Origin of the sequence: Sphingobium sufflavum (assembly GCF_021403115.1) — a bacterium.
Classification (GTDB): Bacteria; Pseudomonadota; Alphaproteobacteria; order Sphingomonadales; family Sphingomonadaceae; genus Sphingobium; species Sphingobium sufflavum.
This window is the reverse complement of the sequence record NZ_JAJSSH010000007.1, coordinates 1-19,099: the sequence shown is the minus strand read 5'-3', so window position 1 is coordinate 19,099 and position 19,099 is coordinate 1. Positions and strand designations below refer to the sequence as shown.

The window sequence follows — 19,099 nt, the reverse complement described above, 5'->3', positions numbered from 1 at the left end:
AGCGGGTGCGGGCACGGAAAGGGATGGGGGCGGCTTTTTCGCGTACGCCGGTCATGGCGGTGGAACAAAGGTGCGCGGTGGGTTATTGCGGCGCAACATGGACATGCCGCTCTCTCCGCTTCGCACCAGCGCCCCGCTCCGCAACAGTTCATTGCCGCTGCCGCCCCATGTCGCGCTGGTGCTTCAGGGCGGGGGCGCGCTGGGCAGTTTCCAGGCGGGCGTGGTGGAAAGCCTGTTCGCTCATGGCATCGGGGTGAACTGGGTCGCGGGCATCTCCATCGGCGCGATCAACGCGGCGATCATCGCGGGCAACACGCCGGATCAGGTGGTGCCGAAGCTGCGCAGTTTCTGGGAACTGGTGAGCGGCGGTATGCCCAATTTCGTGCTGCCGGAGAATCACGCTATAGAGGAGGCCGCGCATCTGGCCGCCGCCGCTACGGTCGCGATGTTCGGGGTGCCGGGCTTCTTTCGCCCGCATGGGCTGGCGGGACCGTTCGCGGTCAGCGGATCGCGCGAGGCGGTCAGCCTGTACGACACATCACCGCTGCGCGAGACGCTGGACCGGCTGGTCGACTGGGACCGGGTGAATGACGGGCCGGTACGGCTGTCGGTCGGCGCGGTCGATGTGGAGAGCGGCAATTTCGATTATTTCTGCACCGGCGATCCGCGCTGGAAGGGGCGGATCGACGCGCGCCACATCATGGCGTCGGGCGCACTGCCGCCGGGCCTGCCGCCGGTCGAGATAGACGGTCGCCATTATTGGGACGGGGGCATCGTCAGCAACACGCCGCTGGCCCATGTCATCGACCATCAGGACGGCGACATGCTGCTGTTCCAGTGCGATCTGTTCCCGGCGGAAGGGCCGCTGCCCCGTACGCTGACCGACGTGATGGCGCGGCAGAAGGACATTCAATATAGCAGCCGGACCCGGCAGGTGACGGACCAGTATCTGCGCCTGCGCCGGGAGCATCATGCGGTCGAGCGGCTGCTGGCGACGCTGCCGCCGGAGATCGCCGCGTCGGTCGAGGCGGAGGCGGTGCGCGACATGATCGACCGGGGGTCGATCAACATCGTCCACCTCATCTATCGCGGGCGGGAATGGGAGAGTGGGGCGAAGGATTTCGAATTCTCCCGCCGGACCATGCTGGACCATTGGGAGCAGGGACGCAGCGCGGTGGCGACGGCGGTGGAGACGGGCGACCGGCTGATCGCGCGCAATATATTGGATGGCAAAAGCGCCTCGTTCGACCTGTCGGCACCGGGCAGCATCAAGGAGAAGCAGGCATGAGTTTGACGGGCAAGACGGCGCTTATCACCGGCTCCACCTCCGGCATCGGGCTGGCCTATGCCAGGGCGCTGGCGGGCGAGGGCGTCAACATCGTCATCAACGGTTTCGGCGACGCCGACGCCATTGAGACGGAGCGCAAGGCGCTGGAGGCGACCAGCGGGGCGAAGGCGCTCTATTCCGGCCATGACCTGACCAAGGCGGACCAGATCGAGGCGATGATGGCGGAGGCGGCCAGCGCCTTTGGAGGCATCGACATCCTCATCAACAATGCCGGGATGCAGCATGTCGCGCCGGTCGAGGAGTTCCCGGTCGACAAATGGAACCTGATCCTCGCGCTCAACCTGACGGCGGCGTTCCACACCACGCGGCTGGCCGTACCCTATATGAAGGAGAAGAAGTGGGGGCGGATCATCCAGACCGCGTCCGCCCATTCGCTGACCGCCTCGCCGTTCAAGAGCGCCTATGTCACCGCCAAGCATGGGCTGGCGGGCCTGACCAAGACGGTGGCGCTGGAACTGGCGACATTCGGGGTGACGGCCAACTGCATCTCGCCCGGCTATGTATGGACCCCGCTGGTGGAGAACCAGATACCCGACACGATGCAGGCGCGTGGCCTGACGCGCGAGCAGGTCATCAACGATGTGCTGTTGGCCGGGCAGCCGACGAAGCAGTTCGTGACGCCGGAGCAGGTCGCGGCGATCGCGCTGTTCCTGTGCCGGGACGAGGCGGCGAACATCACGGGTGCGAATATCAGCGTGGATGGTGGCTGGACGGCGTAGGGTTAAGCCGTCCAGCCACCTCGCCGAGCGGGCGTCAGTGACGTATCATGGGGAAGGATTAGCTTGCCCGCCGCGTCGAGCGAGGGCGAGAAGTGGCGGGACGCTTTCGCCTCGCCCCCCCTCTGCGGCCCTGCAGTGGGGTGACATTGGATTGACCGACCTCGTCATCGCTTCGCTGCGCTCGCAATGACGATGCACGGGAAAGTCATCGCGCCCTAGAGTGCCATAGCGATGGAGCCGACGAGCAGAGCGGCCATGCCATAGTTGAAGGCCAGCAGGCGGCGACGGCTGGAGAGCCAGCCGCGGATGCTGAGGCCCGCCAGCATCCAGCTTCCCGTCGAGGCGATGCCGATGAGCGCGAAGACCAGCGAGATCAGCAGGATCGAGGCGAAATGCTCATCCGGCGCGTAGAGTGTGATCGCGCTCAGCGCCATCGTCCATGCCTTGGGATTGACCCATTGGAAGGCGCTGGCTTGCAGGAAGCTCATCGGGCGGCCCTTGATATTCTCCGCCCCGGGCGCGTCGGCGCGGGCGATCTTCCACGCCAGCCAGAGGGTGTAGGCGACGCTCACCACCTTCAGGATGGTGAAGCTGGGCGGCCAGGCGTGGAACAGGCCGAACAGGCCCAGCCCGACGATCAGCAGCATGAAGAAGAAGCCGACGACCACGCCCGCCATATGGGGCAGAGATCGGACGATGCCGAAATTCGCGCCCGACGCCATCAGCATCAGGTTGTTCGGGCCGGGCGTGAAGGAGGATACGACGCCGAAGCTGGTGAGGGCGAGGAGGGCTTGCGGTTCCATGGGCGCAACATAGTGCGGAATAACGCGCGGTGTGTTGCGAAATGCCCCCTTTAACTTGACGATTCATGCAATAATCCAGTCCCATGGATATGATAAACCAGAAAATATTGCGCGAGCTGGCGCGTGACGGACGAATCGCCAATGTCGATCTGGCCGACCGGGTGGGCCTGTCGCCCTCCGCCTGCCTGCGCCGGGTGCAGGAACTGGAGCGCAGCGGGGTCATCACCGGCTATCGCGCGACCTTCGACCCGGAAAAGCGCGGGGTGGGCTTTGTCGCCTATGTCACCATCGGCCTGTCCACCCACACCAAACAGGCGCAACAGGATTTCGAGGCCGCCATCGCCCGCGCGCCGGAGGTGACGGAATGTCATAATGTGACGGGGGCCGTCGAATATCTGCTGCGCGTCGAGGTGGTCGATCTGGCCGCCTACAAGCATTTTCATACCGAGGTGCTGGGCACCCTGCCGCAGGTGACGGCGATTAGCACCTTCGTGGTGATGAGTTCGCCCAAGGATGAGCGGCGGTAGCGTCTGCGGTCTGTCGGCGCGGGGGCAATGCGGGGGGCTGGTGCGGTCCTGCGCCGATGCGAGGGCTTTGGGTGAGGGGTATATGGATGGCGGGTGGCTCTGCCGTGGGCGGCCCCGCGCCCCTGACAGCGCGGAGCGGCATGATGTCGGGTGAGAGGGACGCGGTGGCCACCCTGCAAAAAGCCCCGGCTTCTCGCGATGAGAGGCCGGGGTTTTCGAAGATGTCAGACGATGACGTCAGGCCATGGGTGGCGGGATCAGTAGCCGCTGCTGTTCTCAGTCGAACCGCCGCCGCCCGCGCTGGGCGCTGCCGGGGCCGCGCCGGGCACGCCGAGGAAGTCACCCTCCTCGCCGAACCAGTTGCGGAATTCGAGGAAGCCGGGGATGCCCTTGAACGTGCTGTTGCCTGCCTTGTCGACCTCTACATGGATGACGGCGGGCTTGCCGGACGCGATGGCGCGTTCGATGGCCGGGCCGATGTCTTCCACCTTGTCGACATATTCGCCGTGCGCGCCAAAGCTCTGCGCGGTCAGGTCGAGGCGCACCTCATTGCCCCAGCGGGCCTCCGGCGTGCTGGTGTCCTCACCGAAGTTCGCCTTGTACGACGCTGCCTCGATGCCCCAGGCATGATCGACCGCGACGATGCAGAGCAGGGGCAGATTTTTGCGCGCCGCCGTCTCCAGTTCCGAGATGTGGAACAGGAAAGCGGAGTCGCCGGTCAGCAGCGCCACGCGGCGCTTGTCGCCCACCGCCAGCTGCGCGCCCAGCGCCATGGGCAGGCCGTTGCCGATTGCGCCCCAGTTGCTGCTCCACATGGAATCGCGCGGCGTCCACTGGAGGAGGGCGGAGAACCACATGCTCGCGGCGCCGCCGTCGCGCACCAGGATGGTGTCGTCGGGCAGATGCTTCGTTGCCTCGATGGCGAGGCGGCCGGTGTGGATCGGCTGCGATGCGGTGGGGACGGTCGCTTCCAGCGCCGCCTTCGCGTCGTCGCGGATCTTGGTCCAGCCCGCCAGTTGCGCGGGCAGTTCGCGCTGCACGCCTTCCAGCGCCTTGTTCAACTGCGGGATGATGTCGACAAGGTCGCCGACCAGCGGCACGTCGATCGGGCGGTTCACGCCGATGGCGGTGCCGTCGCGCTCGACATAGATCCACTTGCGGTCGGCATCGCCCTGCTTCCACGCATGGCCGCGGCCATAGTTGAGCGCCTCGCCCAGTTCCGTACCGATGGCCAGCACGACGTCGGAGGTGGAGGCGACCTGGCCGCCCGCCTCGGAGCTGTAGGGGAAGGTGCGATCCTCCATGCCGGGCAGCACGGCCTCGACCGCGTTGGATTGCAGGATGGGGCAGTTCAGCTTTGCCGCCAGTTCCGTCGCCGCCACATGCTGGCGGGTCACGAACACGCCCTGACCGAGCAGCAGCGCCGGGTTCTTGGCGTTCTTCAGCAGTTCGACCGCTTCCGAGATCGACAGGTCGTCGGCACGCTGGCGGACGAGGCGATAGCGGTTCGGCGCAGGAACGGGCGAGCCGTCGAACTTATACTGCATCACGCCCAGCGGGATTTCGACATAGGTCGGGCCGGGAACGCCGGTCAGCGCCTGACGGAACGCCTCGTGGAAGATTTCCTCGGTCTGCTGCGGATATTCGATGATGCCGGTGTATTTCACGGCGTTTTCGAACAGCGGCGGCTGGCTCATATACTGCATCTTGCCGCGGCGGACGCGCTGTTCGTAAAAACGCTGGCGCTGCGCCATGATGAAGATGGCGGGGACATTTTCCTTCATCAGGAAGTTGGCGCCTGCCGCGATGTTGCCGACGCCTGGCCCCTTGTTGACGCACATCACCACCGGCTTGCCGGTCATGCGGAAATAGCCGTCGGCGATCAGCGCCATGGCTTCCTCATGATGCGGCGAGACAATCTTCATGCCGCGCCGCTCGGCCTCGATGAACAGGCCAAAGAAGCTGGGATCGGGAATACCGAACAGCGTATCGATACCCTCGGCCTGAAGCAGGTCGAGAATGCGGTCTTGCATCGTCTGATTTGTCATGGGCAGGCGTCTCTCGTCATATTCCTTATATGCCATGGCTCTCAGCACGGGGACAGGCACAGGTCAAACGCAATTGCCAACAGTGTTGATGACAAGCCGCGACGCCCCGGCGTTGAATGTGCCGAAATGCGCCCGTTGAACTGATATGCGTCGAAAAGGGGTGGTTGTCGCCGCCATATCCGGCTAAAGGGGCGCTCTGGCCTGTGCCGTTCGTCCCTGCGTACCGCTCCGGCGATTTCGGCGAACGGTCGGCCTGATGGGCGGCATTGCCTTCCGGTCGATGAATTGGAAGCTGGGCATGGCGCGATGGAGAATCACTTCCGACCGCGCAAGGCGGCCGGGTCGGTATCTGCGGGCGCGCGCAGAACATGGATAGAGGGAGAAGATCACCCATGGCAGTACCTGTTTACGAGCGTATTCTTCAGCTCTTCGAAGCCGAGGGTATCAAGACGCTGTTCGGTATCCCCGATCCGAACTTCGTGCATTTCTTCCTGGAGGCCGAGTCGCGCGGCTGGACCGTGGTGTCGCCGCATCATGAGGCCGCCGGCGGTTTCATGGCCGAGGCCGCATCGCGCATCACCGGCAAGCCCGCCGTCGCCATCGGCACGCTGGGGCCGGGCCTCGCCAACCTGATGCCCGCCATCCAGTGCTGTCTGGTCGAGAACAGCCCGGTCATCTTCCTGGGCGGCCAGCGCGCCCGCATCACCGAACAGCGCGTGCGCCGTGGCCGCATCCAGTTCGTGCGCCAGCAGCCGCTGATCGAGGATTCGGTCAAGTACGCCGGCGTCATCGAATATCCCGACCAGACGGACGAGGTGATCCGCGAGGCGATCCGCCGTTCGATGACCGGCACGCCCGGCCCGACCTATGTCGAGTTCCCGCACAACGTCACGCTGGAAGAGATTGACGACACGCCGGTCCTGGCGCCGTCGCAGTATCGCCTGGTCAATCAGGGCGCGGACGTGGACATGCTGAACGAGGCCGTCCGCCTGATCCAGACCGCCAAGAACCCCATCCTGCTGGTCGGCCACGCCGTCCACACGTCGCAGACGGGCAAGGCGGTCAAGGAACTGGCCGACCTTATCAAATGTCCGGTCATCCAGACATCGGGCGGCACCAGCTTCATCGAGGGTCTGGAAGACCGCACCTTCCCCTATGGCTTCTCCGAAGTGTCGATCGACGCGGTGGTGGAGAGCGACCTGTGCATCGCGCTGGGCACCGAACTGGGCGAGCCGAGCCATTATGGCCGCTGGCGCCATTGGGTCGACAATGAGGCCAACCGCAAGTGGATCTATGTCCAGCAGGATCCAACCGCCATCGGCGTGAACCGGCATTATGACGTGCCCCTCGTCGGCGACCTGCGCGGTATCGTGCCGCAGCTGGTCCGCGCGCTGAAGGACACGCCCCGCGCCGAGCATCCGCGCCTCGCCGAATATATCCAGCGCGAACAGGAGGCCCTCGACGAGCTGTACGAGGAGTCCAAGACCCGCAGCGACGGCACCGGCAATGTGGCGATCAACACCGCCCGCTTCGTGACCGAGGCGAGCCGCGCCTTCCCCAAGGACGGCATCATGATCCGCGACGGCGGCGCATCGGTGATCTACACCTGGACCTATAATCAGGCAAAGCCGCACGACGTGCTGTGGAACCAGAATTATGGCCATATCGGCACCGGTCTGCCCTATGCCACCGGCGCGATGATCGCGGATCGCGCGACCAATGGCCGGGAGCGTCCGGGCATGCTGATGACGTCGGACAGCAGCTTCCTGTTCCACATCGGTGAACTGGAAGTGGCCGTGCGCCTCAACCTGCCCCTCGTCTGCGTCGTCGCCGTCGACAACCAGTGGGGCCTGGAGGTCGGCATCTATCGCGGCGCCTTCGGTGAAGGCACGTCGGAGCCGGGCGTCCACTGGAGCAACAAGGTCCGCTTCGACAAGATCGCGGAGGGCTTTGGCGCCTATGGCGAATATGTGACCAAGGCGGAGGACATCGCGCCCGCCATCGAGCGCGCCTATGCCAATGGCGGCCCGGCGGTGATCCATGTGGTCATCGACCCCAAGGCCAATGCCGAGGACAAGCCGCAGTATAGCGAATTCCGTACCTGGTATGCCGAGGGCACCCAGTAAGGGCGCTCCGTAAGATTGCGGCGCCACCGCTGAACCATTCGATCGCCCGCCGTGCCCTGTGCCCCGGCGGGCGGTTTGGTTTCAGGCACAAGGGACGGAGTCGCGGGACAGGGGCCGTGGGCGTGGTCCCGTCGGGCCATCGCATAGCCGATGGGCAAAAATCCGCGCCCGCCCTTGCAAGCCTATGCAGGGTCATTCCATGGTTGCGACGGACACCCGTGGGTGAACGGGCGACGACGTACATAAAAGATCAGGAGCAGAGATGAGCAAGACGGCATTGGTGACGGGTGCGGCGGCCGGTATCGGCAGGGCCTGTGCGATACGGCTGGCGAAGGACGGACATGCGGTCGGCGTGCTCGACCTCGACCTGAACGGGGCGGAGGCGGTGGCGGCGGAGATCGTCGCGGCGGGCGGCAGGGCGTTCGCGTTGCAGGCCAGCATCGCCGACCGGGCGCAGGTGACGGCGGCGGTGGACAGGCTGCGCGCCGGATTCGGGCCGGTCACGATCCTCGTCAACAATGCCGGTATCTCCAAGTTCGTGGATTTCGAGGATATTACCGACGATCTGTGGGACGAGCAGTTCACCATCAACGCCAAGGGGACGTTCATCGTCACGCAGGTCGTGCTGCCCGACATGAAGGCCGCCACATGGGGCCGCATCGTCAACATCTCCTCCTCCAGCGCGCAGACCGGCAGCATCCAGCAGGTGCATTATTCCGCGTCCAAGGGCGCGGTCATCACCATGACGCGCAGTTTGGCGCAGGCGCTGGGACCGCTGGGCATCACGGTCAACAATATCCCGCCCGGATCGGTGCTGGGCACGATCATGTCAGACAAGAACATCAGCAAGGCGACCATCGACAATCTCAACCAGACACTGCCCGTGCGCCGGGTGGGCGAGCCGAACGACATCGCCAATGCCTGTGCATGGCTGTGTCTGGAGGATAGCGGCTATGTCACCGGCCAGACCATCGGGGTCAATGGCGGGCGCGTGGTGTCCTGATCCCGTGGGGCCGGCCGCGTCCATGGTGGGCGGGGCCGGTGCGGCGGACGGCATGGGGTGTGGACGCCCATCTGCGTCGTCCCGGAATGATCGGGACGGGGGGGGGGATTTCGCCAGAGGGTTCCACCCAGGAGTGATCCGGCAAGAAGGTTTGGCCAGAAGGTCCGATATAACGCCCTTCATGGCAAACCGCGCCGAAGCGGGGAACGATGCCGCCAAGGTTTTTCCCGGATGACACGGGCGGCGGGGGGAGGAGGGTGTCGCCTGACCCCTTCTCCCCCGCCGCCCCACCGACAGCGATCAGGTCGTGCGCAGGCGTCCGCCGTTCACGCCGATGGTCTGGCCCGTCACATAGCTGCTGCCTTCGCTGCACAGCCATGAACAGGCGTTGGCAATGTCCTCCGGCTCGCCGGTGCGGCGCACTGGGATCATCTCGCGCACGGTTTCGATGGGGATCGGGAAATTCGCGCGATTCGCCTCGGACATGATGGTGTTCATGATGATGCCCGGCGGGATATTGTTGACCGTGATGCCGTGGGGGCCAAATTCCTCCGCCAGCGCGCGGGTCAGGGTGATGATCGCGCCCTTGGACGAGCTGTAGGGCACCATGCCCGCCTGTCCGGTCTGCGCGCTGGACGAGGACATGTTGACGATGCGGCCCCATTTGGCGGCCTGCATGTCCGGCACCACCGTCTGGGTGACGATGAAGGTGCCCTTGACGTTGATCTGGTACACCTTGTCCCAAAGCTCGTCCGTCACCTCCAGAAAGGGGGTGGTGTTGGTGATGCCCGCGTTGTTCACCAGCACGGTGACGGGGCCGAAGGCGTCGCGCAGTTTCTGCACCGCGGCTTCCACCTGCGCCCGGTCGGAAATGTCGGCCTGGAGGGCGATGGCCCTGCCACCGTCGGCGTTGATCTCGTCGGCGGTCTTCTGCGCCTGCTCGATCAGCAGGTCGAGCACGCCGACCGCCATGCCGTCTTTCGCCAGTTGCCGCGCGCAGGCACGGCCGATGCCTGCCGCTGCGCCTGTCACCAATGCTGTTTTCGTCATCCTGTCCTCCTGTAGTGGTTTTGCCTGATGGTATCCTCTGTGGACAGGGGAGGCGGGTCGCGACTTGACCGATGGCGACAATATGAGGGGGTCAGGCGGCGGTGCGCCGGGCTTCCGCACGGATGGCGGTGGGGGAGGCGGAGAACCAGCGATGGCAACTGCGCGTGAAGACGGATTGCTCCGCGAAGCCCAGCCGTTCCGAGATATGGGCGAAATCCTGCGCTGTTTGTTGCAGGTAATAGAGCATCAGGTCGCTGCGGACCTCATCCTTGATCTTCTGGAAGGCGCTGCCCTCCGCCTTCAGGTGGCGGTGGAGGGTGCGGGGATGGAGGTTCAGTTCCTCCGCAATCCGGTCGTTGGTGCACCATTCCGTGCCGAGGAAGCGCATCACGAGGCCGCGCACCTGCGCATGGAGCGGCGGCCGGTGCCGGGTGAAGCGGGCGTCGATGAAGGCGGTGACGGTGCGATAGGCCTCCGCATCCGGGTCGATGATGGGCGCATCCAGGCTGTTGCGAGCATAGACGATGCCGTCTTCCGGCTGGCCGAAGCGCACCTCGCACCCGAAATGGCGGCGATAGGTGGCCAGGGGGGACACGGGCTGGTGCCGGAAATGCACCTGCCATGCGCGGGCATGGCCGCCGGTCAGCGCCATGGACAGCAGATGCCCGACCAGCAGGATCTGCTCGATCAATTGGGCGCGGCTGCCGATGCCGTCCAGCAATATGTCATGGCTGATGAAGATGCGGCCATCCTCCGCCCGGTGGGTGGGGGCGATCCGCGCGGCCAGGCTATGGGCGTAGGTGTGGGTGCAGACATAATCCAGCGCCTCGCCAAAGGTGCGCGAATTGCGCATCGCGGTGCCCAGCGGCCCCACGAAAGCGCCGCCGCCCTGCATCCCGGCCAGCCGCATGCCGAAGTCCGGGCATTTCAGGTCGTGCGCGGCAAGGTCGAACAACTGGATGACCTGGCGATAGGTGGCGCGCGGCGTGCTGTCCTGTGCGATGCCGGCCCGGTCCATCAGCGCGCCGGAATCGCCGCCCAGCGTCGTCACCAGTTCGGGAAAGAGGTGCAGCGTCCGGGCGTGGATGATGTCGAACCTGTCCTCCCCGTTGATCGGTTGCGCCATCTCGCTCTCCTTGTGTTCTGGCCCCGGTATCGACTCTGCCCGACTGTTGTCGCCGCCCGTCCCTGTCGCGTCGCAGTCGAACCTATTTGTCCGAATTGGTCAAGCGATCTGTCACCCGGCAGGCGTAACAATGGGGGGCAAGCCGGCGCCGGGATCAATCCGTGTCGGGGTGAGAGGATGACCATGGGCGCGACCGGCGACGAATTGCAGAATTTTCTCGATCGCGAAAATATCCGCGACTGCCTCGCCCGGCTGGCGCGCGGTGAGGACCGCCGCAACGCCGACCTGATCCGGGGCGCCTACTGGCCCGACAGCGTCACCGACTATGGTGTCTTCAAGGGCCGTTTCGACGACTATCTCGCCTGGGTCGTGCCCGGCGCGGACGCCATCACCAACACGCAGCATGTGCTGGGCCAAAGCTATATCGAACTGTCCGGCGACACGGCGAAAGTGGAGACGCAGGTCATCTCCTACCACCGCGTCGACATGGGCGCGGGGGAGCAGGACACGTGCATCGGCGGGCGCTACCTCGATGTCCTCGAACGGCGCGAGGGCCGGTGGGGCATCGCCAGCCGCCTGATGCTGTACGACTGGTATCAGGGCTGGGGCGACGCCATCGACTGGTCGAAGGGCGTGATGGCCATGCCATTTTCCGAGGAGCATTTTTCCGGTAGGTCTGTGAAGGATTACAGCGAGCGTTTCTTCGGCGTCTGACCTGTCGCTATCCAACAGGTCTGTTGATAAGAGACCTTAGCGAATCGAGAGGGAAGATCAGAGCGACATGACCTGCCAGCCAACCAAGACCCCGCCCAAGGACGCCATCAACATCCCCGCGCTGCGCGAGAAATATCTGCTGGAGCGCGACAAGCGCGTCAGCACCAAGGGACAGGCGCAATATGTGCGCCCGACCGAGGAGTCGCCGGTCAAGGATTATACCGCCGATCCGCACATGCCGGTCACCCCGCGCGACCCGATTTCGGAAGAGATCGACGTCATCGTGCTGGGCGCGGGCTGGGGCGGAACCATCGCGGCCTATCACCTGACCAATGCGGGCGTAACCAATTTCCGCAACATCGACATTTCGGGCGATTTCGGCGGCGTTTGGTACTGGAACCGCTATCCGGGCGTGCAGTGCGACAATGACGCGCTGATCTATCTGCCGCTGCTGGAAGAAATGGGCTTCATGCCCAGCCAGAAATTCTCCGACGGGCGCGAGATTCAGGGCTATTGCCGCCTGATCGCGGACAAGACCGGCTTTGCCGACCGCGCGCTGTTCCACACCCAGATCACCAATCTGGAATGGGACGACGCGGCGCAGCGGTGGAAGGTCACGACCAACCGCGGCGATGACATTCGCGCCAAGTTCGTCATCATGGCCTGCGGCGTGATGAACATGCCCAAGCTGCCCGCCATCCCCGGCATCCACAGCTACAAGGGCAAGATGTTCCATACGTCGCGCTGGGAATATGACTATACCGGCGGCAGCTATGGCAGTCCCGTACTGGACAAGCTGGGCGACAAGACGGTGGCCATTCTGGGTACCGGCGCGACGTCGGTGCAGGCGGTTCCGTCGCTGGGCAAGCATGCCAAGCAGCTCTATGTGATCCAGCGCACCCCCTCCAGTGTCGATGAGCGGCCGAACCCGCACACCGACCCTGAATGGGTCGCCTCGCTGCCCAAGGGTTGGCAGAAAGATCGCATGGACAATTTCCACCGCGCCGCGATGGAAATGTTCCTGCCCGGCGAGAAGGATCAGATCTGCGACATCTGGACCGAAGTCGCGCGCAACCTGGCCGCCGAACTGAACGCCGAGGGCTGGCCCGAAATGTCCGTCGAGGAGTTCATGTCCCGGCGCGAGATGGTCGACTATCAGGTGATGGAGCGCATGCGCCAGCGCGTCGAAACCCTCGTCGACGATCCGGCGACGGCGGAGGCGATGAAGCCCTATTATCGCTTCCTGTGCAAACGTCCGCTGTCCAACGACGATTATTACCCGACCTTCAACCGTCCCAACGTCAAGCTGATCGACGTGTCGGCGACGCAGGGTCTGGAAGCGATGACCGAGAAGGGCTTCATCCATAATGGTGAAGAGGTCGAGGTCGATTGCATGATCTTCGCCTCCGGCTTCGAGGTGACGTCGGATCTGGAGCGTCGCTGGGGCATCGACACGGTGGTCGGCCGCAACGGCGAGTCCATCTACGATCATTGGCGCGAAGGCCCTAAGACGCTGCACGGCACGATGACCCATGGTTTCCCGAACCAGTTCTTCATCGGCTATATCCAGGGCGCGGCCTATGCCTCCGTCACGGAACAGTTCGGCCAGCAGGGCTATCACTCCGCCTATATCATCGCGGAGGCCCTGAAGCGCGGCCTGACCTCGGTCGAGCCGACGCAGGAGGCGCAGGACGCCTATGTGAAGACGTTCCAGGAGATCGCGGTCGACCTGTCCGCGTTCCAGAGCGAATGCACGCCCAGCTACTTCAACAATGAAGGCGACAAGAATCCCAAGTGGGCGCTGTTCCACAGCTGGGGTTATGGCTGGGCCAATTTCCAGCAGATGGTCGGTGACTGGCGCAACAAGGGCGATCTTGAGGGGCTGACGCTCCGCAAATCGGCCGAGGCCGAACCGGCGGAATAACAAGAGGGATGGAATGGGAGCACTGACGGGCAAGGTAGCGGTCGTGACCGGTGCCAGCCGGGGTATCGGCAAGGGCATAGCGTCAGTGCTCGGCGAGGAAGGGGCCACCGTCTATGTGACGGGCCGCACGGTGGACGCCGGTGCGGGGCCTCTGCCCGGCACCATCGGCGAGACGGTCGCCGAAGTGAACCGGCGCGGCGGCAAGGGTATTGCCGTCGCCCTGGACCTGAACGACGATGCGTCCATCGCCGCCCTGTTCGCGCAGTTGAAGGCGGAGCAGGGTCGGCTCGACATCCTCGTCAACAATGCGATGGCGATCCCGCCGGAGATGACGCAGCGCATCGGTTTCTGGGAGAAGCCGCTCTCCAACTGGGAAATCTTCGACACGGGCGTTCGCGCGGCTTTCGTCGCGGCATGGTATGCGGCGCAGATCATGGCGCCGCAGAAGTCGGGCCTGATCGTCGCCCTGTCCGGCTATGTCGGCGTGACCTATACTTATGACACCATATTCGGGCTGACCAAGACCGCGACGGACCGCATGGCGCGGGACATGGCGGTGGAGTTGAAGCCGCATGGCGTCGCCTCCCTCTCCCTGTGGCAGGGCTTTACCTATACGGAGCGGGCGCAGGAGAATCTGCGCACGGTGCCGGGCATGGCGGCGCAGCTCAACAGCGCGGCAGGCAGCTCGCCGGAGTTTCCGGGCCGGGTGATCGCGGCGCTGGCCAAGGACGAGGACGTGCTGGCGCGGACCGGTGGAACCTTCATCAACGCCGAACTGGCGGCCGATTATGGCGTGACCGACATCGACGGCCGCACCATCCCGTCGTTGCGGGCGGAGCGGGGATCGCCGCTGTGGGCGCCGGTCTGACCCTTTTTATTGTTATCCGCAGCCCGGATGACGGGAGACCTTGTGGCCTCCTGCCGTCCCGGGGCTGGCGGGGCGATACGAACGGAGAGGCCGGGACGATGATCCTGCACCCCATAGCGATATATAGAGCGTGATCCGATCATGCTGAATCGGATCACGCTCTATTCGTCTTTTGTTTTCCGCATTTTCCGAGCCAGCAGGTGATGCCATCCGCTTCGAAAATGCTCTAGCTGACGGAGACTATTAATGACCGAACGACGCTTCGATGGCCGGGTGGCCGTCATCACCGGCTCCGGCCGGGGGCTGGGCCGTGAATATGCGCTGCTGCTGGCGTCGAAGGGCGCGAAGGTCGTGGTCAACGATCTGGGTGGCGCGATGCGCGGCGGCGAGAGTGACACCGACACCAGCGTCGCGCAGCAGGTGGTGGACGAGATCAGGGCGCTGGGCGGTGAGGCCGTGGCCAACACCGACAGCGTGGCAACGCCGGAGGGCGGCAAGGCGATCATCGAGGCCGCGCTCGACAGCTATGGCCAGATCGACATTTTGATCCATAACGCGGGAAATGTCCGTTACGGGTCGCTGGACGAGATCAGCGACGAAGATTTCAAGTCGGTCATCGACGTCCATCTGATGGGCGCTTTCCATGTCGTGCGGCCCGCATTTCCGCGCATGGCGGGGGCAGGCTATGGCCGGGTGGTGCTGACCGGCTCCATCGGCGGCCTCTATGGCACGCATCAGGTCGTGAACTATGGCATGTCGAAGGCGGGCATGATCGGCCTCAACAATGTCATCGCCATCGAAGGGGCGGAGCGGGGCGTGAAGTCCAACGTCATCCTGCCCGGCGCGGTGACGCGCATGGCCGATGGGCTGGACGTGTCGCAATATCCGCCGATGGGGCCGGAACTGGTGGCGCCGGTCGTCGGCTGGCTGAGCCATGAGAGCTGCTCCGTCTCCGGCGAACTCTATGTGTCGGTCGGTGGCCGTGTCGCGCGGGCGCTGATCGCGGAATCGCAGGGCATCTATCGCCCGGAGTGGAGCATCGACGATGTTGCGGAGAATATCGACGCGATCCGCGACACCAGCGAAAATCTTTGGCTGCTGCCGGCGCGCGAAGGCTATATGGAGCATCTCGGCCGCAGCTTCGCAATGGCGCGCAACGGGGGTTAGAGCGTTTTTTCCATTGAGCGAAAACGCTCTTGTCTCTTGATGCCGCATTTTCCGAGACGTTGACTGTCAACGGCCAACCCGAAAATGCTCGAAAATGCTCTGGTGACGGGCGGCCTGATCCACCCACCATCAGGAGAAAGACGGGGAGGGCGGGGTCAGGCGACCGCGCCCTCCTCCTTTTTCGTCCACACCGGATAGGCGGGCAGGGTCATCATCAGCACCCCGCCCAGCGCGCAGCCGATCGCGCCCGCCAGCAGGAACGGGCCATAACCGCCCGCCTGATCGTAGATGATGCCCGCCGTCATGGGGCCGAGGCCCGACGCCAGCGCCATCAGCGCGCCCATCACGCCATAGATGACGCCGAAATGCTTCAGTCCGCCATAGCCCGCGGTCAGGAAGCCGGTGATCTGCGTCTTGGTGCCGAACGCATAGCCGTTCACGATCATCGCGCAGATGATGAGCGCGGGCGAGCGGATGCCGTCCATCAGCAGCAGGAAGGCGAGGGACATGATGGCGAGGGTGATGCCGCCGATCCAGTTGGGGCGATAGCGGTCGAGCAGGAAGCCTGTCACCAGCTTGCCGATGATCCCCGCCAGGCCGGACAGGCTGGCCAGCCATGCCGCATGGGTGCGCGACACGCCCGCTTCGGTCAGGATGGGGAAGATGTGCAGCATCAGGCCGATGGTCAGCACCATCACCACGAAATTCGAAATACCGACCCGCCACAGGGCGGAATCGCGCAGCGCCTGGCCGGGGGTGAGGCCGGTCAGGGCGACCTTTGCGCCCTCGTCCTGAACGATGTTCGCCTTCTTCTTCGCCTTGGCGCGGTCATGCGCGTCGAAGAAGAAGAGCAGGCACAGGATGAAGGTCAGGCCACCCCAGCCAAGCCCCAGCCCGATGAACGCGCCGCGCCAGCCGAAACCGTCGATCAGCCAGTTGGTCAGCGGCGGCACCACCATCTGTGCGACCGCCGTGCCGGACAGGGTGAGGCCGAGGGCGAGGCCGCGCGCCTGGCTGAAACAGCCCAGCACGCCCGCCGTCCAAGCGGTCGATTTGATGGTCACGGCGACCACGCCGAAGATCGCCCACAATATATACCATTGGGTCTGCGAACCGTCGATGAGGCTGAACGCGCAGGTGGCCGCTATGGTGATGATGAGGCCGGGCAGGACCAGCCGCCGCGATCCGAAGCGGTCGATCAATATGCCAAAGGGGGGCGATAGGATGGCGGTGATCGTCACCGCGATCGACGGCCCGGAGGACAGGAGCGTCCGGGTCCAGCCGAACTCCTTCGTCAGCGGCTCAATGAACAGGCCCATCGCCGCGAGCAGGAGCGAGAAGAAGGAAAAGCCCATCGAAGCGGCCAGGACCAGTGTCCAGCCTGTCTTCCATTCGGCGGCGGCGGTGGATGATGTCGTCTCGCTCACGGGCCTCTCCCTCTCAACATGCGCTTCTCTATACGGGGTGGAGGGATTGTCCATTGTAATGCTATGCGACGATCCGCGCGCGGCGGAGTATCGGGAGGGCGTTGCCCACCGGGCGCGACCCTGCGCCGGAACCGGCAGCGCGGTCATGCGTCAAGGATGGACTATGAAACCACTCGTCATCGACATTCATCATGATCTGGACCGGGCCGAGGTGCGCCGCCGGATGCAGGCGGGGGTGGCGAAGCTGCCCGGCCATATCCCGGGCGGCACGGCGACGGTCCGTTCCGCCTGGCCGAGCGAGGACCGCATGACGGTGGACGTGCAGGCGATGGGGCAGGAGATCGCCACCATATTGGATGTCGGCGATCGGTCCGTGCGGGTGGAGGTGATGCTGCCGGGCCTGCTGGCGCTGATGGCCGGGCCGATCGAGGCGGTGATCCGGCGGAGCGGCGAAAAGCTGTTGCTCACGCCTCCTTCCGCCTGAACGGCCAGTCGAACGTCGGGCCTGAGTATTATGGCCTGAACCATGGCCCGGCCTCCTTGTGGAGCCGGGCCATGCGGGAGTGCGTGCGGTCAGGCGGCCTGTCGAAAACTGTCCTGTGCAAGGTCGGGGATGATCTCCTCCGTCACCACCTCGAACTTGCGCAGCCACGTCGCGCCAAAGGAGGTGGTGATCGCCACGTCGGTCGCGTCCCGCCCCCGCGCCATCACGATGCGGCCGATGCGCGGCTGGTTGTGGCGCGCGTCATAGGTGTACCAGTCGCCATCGACATACACCTCGAACCATGCGCTGAAATCCATCGGGGCATCGACGGGCGCAATGCCGATGTCGCCCAGATAGCCGGTGCAATAGCGCGCCGGGATATTCATGCAGCGGCACAGCGTTACCGCCAGATGCGCGAAATCGCGGCAGACACCGACCCGCTCCTGATAGCCTTCCCACGCGGTGCGGGTGTTGCGTGCATGGGGGTATCCGAACCGGATATGGTTGTGGACCCAACCGACGATGGCCTCCACCCGACTCCGCGCGGACGCGATGCCACCGAACAGGTTCCATGCCGTCTGCATCAGCCGCTCCGTCTCGCAGTAACGGCTGGCGAGGAGGAAGGGCAGGGCGTCTTCCGGCAATTCCTGCACCGGCGTCACGGGCACGTCGGGCGCGGGCCGGTCGGGCAGTCCGCTGTCCTCCACCAGAAATTCGGCGTGCAAGCGCGCTCCGCCCGCCGGCAACAGGAAGCGGGTCGCAACATTGCCGAACGCATCCAGATAGTCATAGGCCGGTACATCCTGGCCGATGACGATCCGATGGGGTGTGCGCAGGTCGCGATTGCGGGAGGGGTGGATGCTGAGCAGCGCTGTCATTGGCGTGTCGGCATGCGATCCGAATTCAATGTCGAAACCGGCTTTGATCAGCATGAAGTCCTCAATTCTGATGGGTGTCGGGTCGGACGGTATAACGGTGGGCGGCATCATTCGATCCCTGATGCACGGCGGAGAGCGTTGAAGGACGGCGGGGCAGGGTCGGAGGGCAGCGCCCGTTGCGCAAAGGAGCGTGCGATGCTCTAAAATCGGGGCGGGCTATTATTCGGCAGGGAGAGAGAATGACCGAGAGCGAGCGACTGGTCGCGGCCGACGCCATCCGGCAGGTCAAGGCGCGCTACTTCCGGGGCGTGGACACGGGTGACGCGGATCTGGTGAAGGGCATCCTCGCGGAGGATTGCGAGCTGGACTATCGCGGTTGCTGCACCGACCCGGCGACAGGCCGGGATTTCCTGCCCGCCATGAATGTGGTGCTGCGCGGCCGCGAATCCTGGCAGTCGGACGGCATGGCGAAGTTCGGGATCGTCAGCGTCCATCAGGGCCATAATGTCGAGATCGACTTCGCCAGCGCCACGTTCGCCGCGGCCATCTGGTCGATGACAGACCGGCTGTGGTTTCCGCCGGGCAGTCCCTTCGGGCTGATGACCGGCCATGGCCATTATCATGAAACCTATGAGAAGGTCGGGGATCGCTGGCTCATCAAGAGCATCCGCATCACCCGTATCCGGGTGGAGGCGGGCTGAAATGCAGGAAAAATGCGGTTCTGCCATTTTTGTTGGAAAAAGCTGTTGACCGAATCAAACCCCCCGCCTAGAGGGGTTTCACCGCAGCGGTGCAGCGGCCTTCGGGTCGCCGGTTCTGCTACGGTCGCCAACATCGACGGACTAAGGTCCCCCCGGTAGAGATAGCGGGAGGGCTGGTTGTCCGCC

The 19,099-nt window shown here is 64.6% G+C and carries 17 protein-coding genes; 11 read left to right on the top strand and 6 right to left on the bottom strand.

Annotation, left to right across the window (positions count from 1 at the left end; genetic code table 11):
• Nucleotides 1-97 precede the first annotated feature (97 nt).
• Entirely contained in the window at nucleotides 98-1,288 is a 1,191-nt protein-coding gene (locus LWE61_RS11405) for a patatin-like phospholipase family protein (protein ID WP_234150380.1), read from the top strand.
• Nucleotides 1,285-2,067: a 3-hydroxybutyrate dehydrogenase gene (locus LWE61_RS11400; RefSeq protein WP_234150194.1), complete on the top strand. Its 783-nt coding sequence runs from the start codon at nucleotides 1,285-1,287 to the stop codon at nucleotides 2,065-2,067. Before LWE61_RS11405 ends, LWE61_RS11400 begins: the two co-directional genes overlap by 4 nt.
• Nucleotides 2,068-2,282: 215 nt before the next feature.
• On the opposite strand, the gene LWE61_RS11395 is transcribed toward LWE61_RS11400, so the two are convergent.
• Complete coding sequence (locus LWE61_RS11395) at nucleotides 2,283-2,870, bottom strand: LysE family translocator (protein WP_234150193.1); 588 nt, start codon at nucleotides 2,868-2,870, stop codon at nucleotides 2,283-2,285.
• 83 nt (nucleotides 2,871-2,953) lie between these two features.
• Here LWE61_RS11395 and LWE61_RS11390 point away from each other — a divergent pair, with 83 nt between their 5' ends.
• Entirely contained in the window at nucleotides 2,954-3,397 is a 444-nt protein-coding gene (locus LWE61_RS11390) for an Lrp/AsnC family transcriptional regulator (RefSeq protein WP_234150192.1), read from the top strand.
• Nucleotides 3,398-3,654: 257 nt separating this feature from the next.
• Here the strand turns inward: LWE61_RS11390 and LWE61_RS11385 are convergent, their stop codons facing one another.
• Nucleotides 3,655-5,430, bottom strand: a complete 1,776-nt coding sequence (locus LWE61_RS11385) for a thiamine pyrophosphate-binding protein (RefSeq protein ID WP_234150191.1) — start codon at nucleotides 5,428-5,430, stop codon at nucleotides 3,655-3,657.
• A 407-nt stretch (nucleotides 5,431-5,837) separates the two neighbouring features.
• Here LWE61_RS11385 and LWE61_RS11380 point away from each other — a divergent pair, with 407 nt between their 5' ends.
• Both LWE61_RS11380 and LWE61_RS11375 read left to right on the top strand, forming a co-directional pair.
• On the top strand, nucleotides 5,838-7,571 hold the full coding sequence (locus LWE61_RS11380; RefSeq protein WP_234150190.1) for a thiamine pyrophosphate-binding protein: 1,734 nt from the start codon (nucleotides 5,838-5,840) through the stop codon (nucleotides 7,569-7,571).
• Nucleotides 7,572-7,833: 262 nt separating this feature from the next.
• Entirely contained in the window at nucleotides 7,834-8,574 is a 741-nt protein-coding gene (locus LWE61_RS11375) for an SDR family NAD(P)-dependent oxidoreductase (RefSeq protein ID WP_234150189.1), read from the top strand.
• A 300-nt stretch (nucleotides 8,575-8,874) separates the two neighbouring features.
• Here LWE61_RS11375 and LWE61_RS11370 read toward each other — a convergent pair whose 3' ends face one another.
• Both LWE61_RS11370 and LWE61_RS11365 read right to left on the bottom strand, forming a co-directional pair.
• Nucleotides 8,875-9,624, bottom strand: coding sequence for an SDR family NAD(P)-dependent oxidoreductase (locus tag LWE61_RS11370; RefSeq protein WP_234150188.1), 750 nt, complete (start codon nucleotides 9,622-9,624; stop codon nucleotides 8,875-8,877).
• Nucleotides 9,625-9,715: 91 nt separating this feature from the next.
• Complete coding sequence (locus LWE61_RS11365; protein ID WP_234150187.1) at nucleotides 9,716-10,750, bottom strand: AraC family transcriptional regulator; 1,035 nt, start codon at nucleotides 10,748-10,750, stop codon at nucleotides 9,716-9,718.
• A gap of 183 nt (nucleotides 10,751-10,933) precedes the next feature.
• Here LWE61_RS11365 and LWE61_RS11360 point away from each other — a divergent pair, with 183 nt between their 5' ends.
• The 4 genes from LWE61_RS11360 to LWE61_RS11345 all read left to right on the top strand — a co-directional run bounded on the left by LWE61_RS11360 (nucleotide 10,934) and on the right by LWE61_RS11345 (nucleotide 15,423).
• Nucleotides 10,934-11,464, top strand: a complete 531-nt coding sequence (locus LWE61_RS11360) for a nuclear transport factor 2 family protein (RefSeq protein WP_234150186.1) — start codon at nucleotides 10,934-10,936, stop codon at nucleotides 11,462-11,464.
• A 67-nt stretch (nucleotides 11,465-11,531) separates the two neighbouring features.
• Entirely contained in the window at nucleotides 11,532-13,388 is a 1,857-nt protein-coding gene (locus tag LWE61_RS11355; protein WP_234150185.1) for a flavin-containing monooxygenase, read from the top strand.
• Nucleotides 13,389-13,401: 13 nt separating this feature from the next.
• Nucleotides 13,402-14,256, top strand: a complete 855-nt coding sequence (locus LWE61_RS11350; RefSeq protein WP_234150184.1) for an SDR family NAD(P)-dependent oxidoreductase — start codon at nucleotides 13,402-13,404, stop codon at nucleotides 14,254-14,256.
• A 246-nt stretch (nucleotides 14,257-14,502) separates the two neighbouring features.
• Nucleotides 14,503-15,423, top strand: coding sequence for an SDR family NAD(P)-dependent oxidoreductase (locus LWE61_RS11345; protein WP_234150183.1), 921 nt, complete (start codon nucleotides 14,503-14,505; stop codon nucleotides 15,421-15,423).
• A 155-nt stretch (nucleotides 15,424-15,578) separates the two neighbouring features.
• Here LWE61_RS11345 and LWE61_RS11340 read toward each other — a convergent pair whose 3' ends face one another.
• The gene (locus LWE61_RS11340) at nucleotides 15,579-16,850 is read right to left on the bottom strand and encodes an MFS transporter (protein WP_234150182.1); all 1,272 of its coding nucleotides are present in this window, start codon (nucleotides 16,848-16,850) and stop codon (nucleotides 15,579-15,581) included.
• Between the two features lie 163 nt (nucleotides 16,851-17,013).
• On the opposite strand from LWE61_RS11340, the gene LWE61_RS11335 reads away from it, so the two are divergent.
• Nucleotides 17,014-17,334 carry a polyhydroxyalkanoic acid system family protein gene (locus LWE61_RS11335; RefSeq protein WP_234150181.1) on the top strand — a complete coding sequence of 107 codons (321 nt, stop codon included), beginning with the start codon at nucleotides 17,014-17,016 and terminating at the stop codon, nucleotides 17,332-17,334.
• 89 nt (nucleotides 17,335-17,423) lie between these two features.
• Here the strand turns inward: LWE61_RS11335 and LWE61_RS11330 are convergent, their stop codons facing one another.
• Nucleotides 17,424-18,266: a transglutaminase-like domain-containing protein gene (locus tag LWE61_RS11330; RefSeq protein WP_234150180.1), complete on the bottom strand. Its 843-nt coding sequence runs from the start codon at nucleotides 18,264-18,266 to the stop codon at nucleotides 17,424-17,426.
• A gap of 185 nt (nucleotides 18,267-18,451) precedes the next feature.
• Between LWE61_RS11330 and LWE61_RS11325 the strand changes: the two genes are divergently transcribed.
• A complete protein-coding gene (locus LWE61_RS11325) occupies nucleotides 18,452-18,913 on the top strand; it encodes a nuclear transport factor 2 family protein (protein ID WP_234150179.1) in 462 nt (153 codons plus the stop codon).
• The last annotated feature ends 186 nt before the right edge of the window (nucleotides 18,914-19,099 follow it).